Genomic DNA, 5,358 nt, shown 5'->3' on the forward strand with positions numbered 1-5,358 from the left:
ATCCGGCTGAAGGAAGCCGGCAAGGCGGAAGAGATCATCGTCGTCTCGATCGGCCCGCAGCAGGCGCAGGAAACGCTGCGCACCGCGCTCGCCATGGGTGCCGACCGCGCTATCCTGGTCAAGACCGACGAGCAGACCGAGCCGCTCGGCGTCGCCAAGGTGCTGAAGGGCGTGGTCGAGGCCGAGCAGCCCGGCCTTGTCATCCTCGGCAAGCAGGCGATCGACGATGACAGCAACCAGACCGGCCAGATGCTGGCGGCGCTGCTGGGCTGGGCTCAGGGCACCTTCGCCTCCAAGGTGGAACTCGCCGGCGATCATGCCAAGGTGACGCGCGAGGTCGATGGCGGCCTGCAGACGGTGGAGCTGAAGATGCCGGCGATCGTCACAGCCGACCTTCGCCTCAACCAGCCGCGCTACGCCTCGCTGCCCAACATCATGAAGGCCAAGAAGAAGCCGCTGGACGAGAAAAGCCCAGCCGACTACGGCGCCGACGTCAAGCCGCGCCTCAAGGTGATCAAGACCGAGGAGCCGGGCGGCCGCAAGGCGGGCGTAAAGGTCAAGAGCGTCGCCGAGCTGGTCGAGAAGCTCAAGAACGAAGCCGGCGTGCTGTAAGCGATCGGGAAAGGAACACGAAAATGGCTATTCTCCTCATCGCCGAACACGACAACGCAACCCTTTCCGACCAGACCGCCAAGGCGCTGTCGGCGGCGCTTCAGATCGGTTCGGACGTGCATGTGCTGGTGGCCGGCAAGGGCGCCAAGGGCGCGGCGGACGCCGCTTCGAAGCTGAAGGGCGTGAACAAGGTGCTGCTCGCCGAGGCCGACGAGCTTGCTGAGCGCCTCGCCGAGCCGACCGCGGCACTGGTTGTGTCGCTGGCTGGCGCCTACGATACCATTATCGCTCCGGCCACCTCGACGGGCAAGAACGTCGCGCCTCGCGTGGCTGCCCTGCTCGACGTCGCGCAGGTGTCCGAGATCATCGAGGTGGTCTCGCCCGACACCTTCAAGCGTCCGATCTATGCCGGCAACGCCATCCAGACCGTGCAGGCTACCGACGCCAAGAAGGTGATCACGGTGCGCACCGCTTCCTTCCAAGGAGCACCCGAGGGCGGCTCGGCCGCCGTCGAGACGGTTAGCGCCGCGGCTAATCCCGGTCTCTCCTCCTTCGTCGAGAACAAGCTCTCCGAGACCGACCGTCCGGAGCTGACCTCGGCCAAGATCATCATTTCCGGCGGCCGCGCGCTCGGCTCCTCGGAGAAGTTCCAGGAGGTCATCCTGCCCGTCGCCGACAAGCTCGGCGCCGCCGTCGGCGCTTCACGCGCCGCGGTCGATGCCGGCTATGCGCCGAACGACTGGCAGGTCGGCCAGACCGGCAAGGTGGTCGCCCCTGATCTCTACATCGCCGTCGGTATTTCCGGTGCCATCCAGCACCTCGCCGGCATGAAGGATTCCAAAGTCATCGTCGCCATCAACAAGGACGAGGAGGCGCCGATCTTCCAGGTCGCCGACTACGGCCTCGTCGGCGATCTCTTCGTCATCCTGCCGGAACTGCAAAAGGCGCTTTGACGCTCTCTGCCGAAGCGTATTAAATTGTGAAGGGCGGGGTAGACGAAGTCGCCCCGCCCTTTTAGTTTGCACCGCACAAAAAGCGGCCACCAAGGCCTTTTCGACGGGATCGGTGTAATGAGCAAGATCGAGACGATCGGCATCGTGGGCGCGGGCCAGATGGGCGGCGGCATCGCCCATGTCTCTGCGCTTTCCGGCTACAAGGTGCTCATCTACGACATTTCGCCCGAGCGCATCGAGAAGGGCATCGCCACGATCAGCGGCAACATGGCGCGCCAGGTGGGCTCCGGCAAACTGGAGGAGAAGGCCCGCAACGAGGCGATGGGACGCATTTCGGCTGCGTCCGCGATGGCCGATCTCGCCGGCGCCGATCTGGTGATCGAGGCGGCCACCGAGGACGAGACGGTCAAGCGCAAGATTTATGCCCAGCTCTGCCCGCAGTTAAACCCCGAGGCGATCCTGGCAACCAACACCTCGTCGATCTCGATCACACGGCTTGCGGCGCAGACCGATCGGCCAGAGCGGTTCATCGGCATACATTTCATGAACCCGGTTCCGGTGATGAAGCTGGTCGAGCTGGTGCGCGGCATCGCCACCGAGGACCAAACCTTCGAGGCCGCCAAGACCTATGTGAGGCACCTCGACAAGACGATCACCGTCTCCGAGGATTTCCCCGCCTTCATCGTCAATCGCATCCTGTTGCCGATGATCAACGAGGCAATCTACACGCTCTATGAGGGCGTCGGCACGGTCGATGCGATCGACACCGCCATGAAGCTCGGCGCCAACCACCCGATGGGACCGCTGCAGCTGGCGGACTTCATCGGCCTGGATACGTGCCTGTCGATCATGCAGGTGCTGCATGAGGGCCTGTCGGATTCGAAATACCGCCCTTGCCCACTGCTGGTGAAATATGTCGAGGCCGGCTGGCTTGGCCGCAAGACCGGCCGCGGCTTCTACGACTACCGCGGCGAGCATCCGGTTCCGACGCGCTGATCCCGGCTTTCAGGACGCCGCCGCCAGCGGCTTGGCCGCTTGCGCCTGTTCGCCTTCGGCGTCCTCGTCCGGCGCCGTGGAAACACAGCCTCGTCCGGCCGCCTTGGCCGCATAGCAGGCCGCGTCGGCCCGTGCGATGATCTCGTCAACCTCGCCGCAGCCGGCGCGGATCGGGGCCAGCCCGATGCTGGCGCCGATCGAATGCGCCCGGCCGTCCCAGGTGAAATTCAGGCCGCGGATCGCGTCGATGATGGAACACGCCGCGATTCTGGCGCCAGCCGCGGAGCCCGATTTCAGGATGACCGCGAATTCGTCGCCGCCGAGGCGGGCGACAAGGTCTCCCGGGCCGAGCACGCCACGGATGGCATTGGCGACTTGCTTCAGCAGGGCATCGCCGGCGGCGTGGCCGCCCGTGTCGTTGACCTGCTTGAAATGGTCGAGGTCGATGAACATGAACTGATGCTCGCCGTCTCCGGCGGACGCCGTCGCCCCGGTCTTGCCGCTTTGATCGGCAAGGTCCTCCATGGCGTGGATGAAACTCGACCGGTTGGCAAGGCCGGTGAGTGCGTCATGCGCGGCAGCATGGGCGAGTTGGCGCTGCAGGGCGCGCGCATCGGTGAAATCCTGGAACACGATGACCAGCCCGCAGAACTCGGCTCGCTCGTTGATGATCGGCGACACGACCTGCCGGATGCTGCAGCGAGTGTCGTCGCGCCGGATCAGCACCGCGCGGCTGTTGTGGTCCGCCGGGCCAGGGCTGCCGGCCGGGGGTCGCGCCACGCCGATCCGCTGTCCCGTTTCCTCGTCGACGGCCCAGTAGACATGACCGAGCGTCTTGCCGAGACCGTCGCCCGCCGCGACGCCGGTCAGCTTTTCGGCGATGGGATTCATGAAGGTGACGCGGTTGGCGGCATCCGTGCAGATGACGGCGTCGCCGATCGACTGCAGCGTCACCCTCAGCCGTTCCTTTTCGTCGGCCAGCATCGCCGCCGAGACGATGAGCCGCGCTTCGGCCTCCTTGCGCTGGGTGATATCGGTAAGGCTGCCAATGGCCCGGGTCAGCCGCCCATCGCCGTCACGCTCGAGAGCCTTGCCGCGGTCGAGGATCCAGATCCAATGGCCATACTTGTGGCGCATGCGGTACTCGGCCTCGAAGAACGGCGTCTCGCCGGCGAGATGGGCGCGATCGGCCTCGTCGACAATCGCTCGGTCGTCCGGATGGATCATCGCCAGCCAGCGATCGGGGTCGCCGTCCAGCTCGCCATCGGCATAGCCCAGCATCTTCACCCAGGTGGCGGAATAGGTGGTGCCGCCCTTGCGCAGATTGAAATCCCAGACGCCCTGGCCGGCGCTGGCCAGCGCGAAATTCCAGCGCGTTTCGGCCTCCGCGATGCGCGCCTCGGACTTCTTGCGGGCGTCGATGTCCTCGATCTGCGACACCAGATAGAGCGGCCGGCCGCTCTCCTCGTCGCGGATCACCGACCCGGCAAGCTGCGCCCAGACCGGCGTCCCATCCTTCCTGAGATATCGCTTCTCGAAATGGAAGGAATCGATCTTGCCTTCCTTCAGGCTCACCATCGTGTCCCGGCCGATCTGCAGGTCGTCGGGATGTGTGATCTGGAAAAAGGTTTTCGCCTCGATCTCCTCGCGACTGTAATCGAGCATGGCGGCGAAGGCCGGGTTGGTCTGCACGATGCGGCCATCGAGCCCGACGATGGCGACGCCGATTGCCGAGTCCTCCATGGCGCGGCGGAAGCGCTGCTCGCTTTCGGCGATCTGGCGGCGGTCGTCGACGATCTGGCGGATGAAGAAGGCGGCGAGGAACAGGGACGCCGCGATCATGGCGTCTGACACCTGCAGGCTGAGCTTGAGGGTCTCGGCGCCGAGATCAAGGCGCGACGACAGGATCGAGGCCGCGGCGGCGACAAGGCCGACCGCCATCAGGATCAGCGCTGCGTATCTGCCGGCCCGCGGGCCTTTCCAATTCCACCACGTCACAAAGTGTTCCACCCCAATGCGCAATCGCACGCCGATGCAACCCTGGCGGATCGATTTTAAGGAAAGGTTGCATCGGGGACGCAAGCGACGATGCTAACCGGCAAACAATTGCCGGCATGATTAAGGATCGGTGTGCGCGGCGCTACCAGCGTACGAAGAACCGCCCGCCGAGCGCTCCGAGGCCGGTGAGGATGATAACCGCGATCGTGTACCAGGTGGCGACGAAAAGCGGAGAGTCGTCGAAGCAGTGCACGGCATAGAAGGTCGCCGATACTCCGCCGGCGAGCAGGCCGGCGACCGCGCCCGCCAGCACCGGCCGCGTCGGAGCGCCATGGCGCAGCATCCTCAGGAAGACGGCGAGCGGCCCGAGGCCGATCAGCGGGATGAAGGTCATGCAGATCATCATGTTGGAGCCGACCAGCCGCGTGCCCCATTCGACCCGGGGCACCACGAAAAGTTCGAGGATCACCGCCACGGCCACCAACACGGGCGCGACGGCCATCCACGCCATCGCCCGGGAGGTCGGCGCACCGGGGCTCGACAGGGCCCGGATCAACACGAAGGCGCTGACGGCGAGCGCGATGGTGAAGACGAATTTGGACAGGAACCGCATGGTGTGCATGGCCGACATGAGATCGGGACGCGGACCGATGGTTAGCCAGAACACCGCCGCCGCGATTGCCCCCGCCGCCGCGATGGCCATCCACCAGGCGGAGCCGAGCGGCATCGCCTTGCCGCGGACATCGGCGTCGAGCGCCTTGATGAGATCCTCGGTCCTCATGTCACTGTCGTCCGAACC

The 5,358-nt window shown here is 65.5% G+C and carries 5 protein-coding genes; 3 read left to right on the forward strand and 2 right to left on the reverse strand.

Translation table 11 applies throughout. The features are described 5' to 3' along the window. The 3 genes from EOA33_RS23080 to EOA33_RS23090 form a co-directional block, all read left to right on the forward strand. The coding region (locus EOA33_RS23080) for an electron transfer flavoprotein subunit beta/FixA family protein (protein WP_145989247.1) at positions 1 to 612 on the forward strand (612 nt) is incomplete at its 5' end. A gap of 23 nt (positions 613 to 635) precedes the next feature. Beyond that, the gene (locus EOA33_RS23085; protein WP_126058113.1) at positions 636 to 1,565 is read left to right on the forward strand and encodes an electron transfer flavoprotein subunit alpha/FixB family protein; all 930 of its coding nucleotides are present in this window, start codon (positions 636 to 638) and stop codon (positions 1,563 to 1,565) included. A gap of 117 nt (positions 1,566 to 1,682) precedes the next feature. Beyond that, complete coding sequence (locus tag EOA33_RS23090; RefSeq protein ID WP_126058112.1) at positions 1,683 to 2,561, forward strand: 3-hydroxybutyryl-CoA dehydrogenase; 879 nt, start codon at positions 1,683 to 1,685, stop codon at positions 2,559 to 2,561. Positions 2,562 to 2,570: 9 nt separating this feature from the next. Here EOA33_RS23090 and EOA33_RS23095 read toward each other — a convergent pair whose 3' ends face one another. Together EOA33_RS23095 and EOA33_RS23100 are read right to left on the reverse strand one after the other, a co-directional pair. Continuing rightward, the gene (locus EOA33_RS23095) at positions 2,571 to 4,559 is read right to left on the reverse strand and encodes a PAS domain S-box protein (protein ID WP_245455366.1); all 1,989 of its coding nucleotides are present in this window, start codon (positions 4,557 to 4,559) and stop codon (positions 2,571 to 2,573) included. Positions 4,560 to 4,701: 142 nt separating this feature from the next. Further along, complete coding sequence (locus tag EOA33_RS23100; protein ID WP_126058111.1) at positions 4,702 to 5,340, reverse strand: NrsF family protein; 639 nt, start codon at positions 5,338 to 5,340, stop codon at positions 4,702 to 4,704. Positions 5,341 to 5,358 lie beyond the last annotated feature (18 nt).

The organism is Mesorhizobium sp. M4A.F.Ca.ET.050.02.1.1 (assembly GCF_003997725.1).
Taxonomy (GTDB): domain Bacteria; phylum Pseudomonadota; class Alphaproteobacteria; order Rhizobiales; family Rhizobiaceae; genus Mesorhizobium.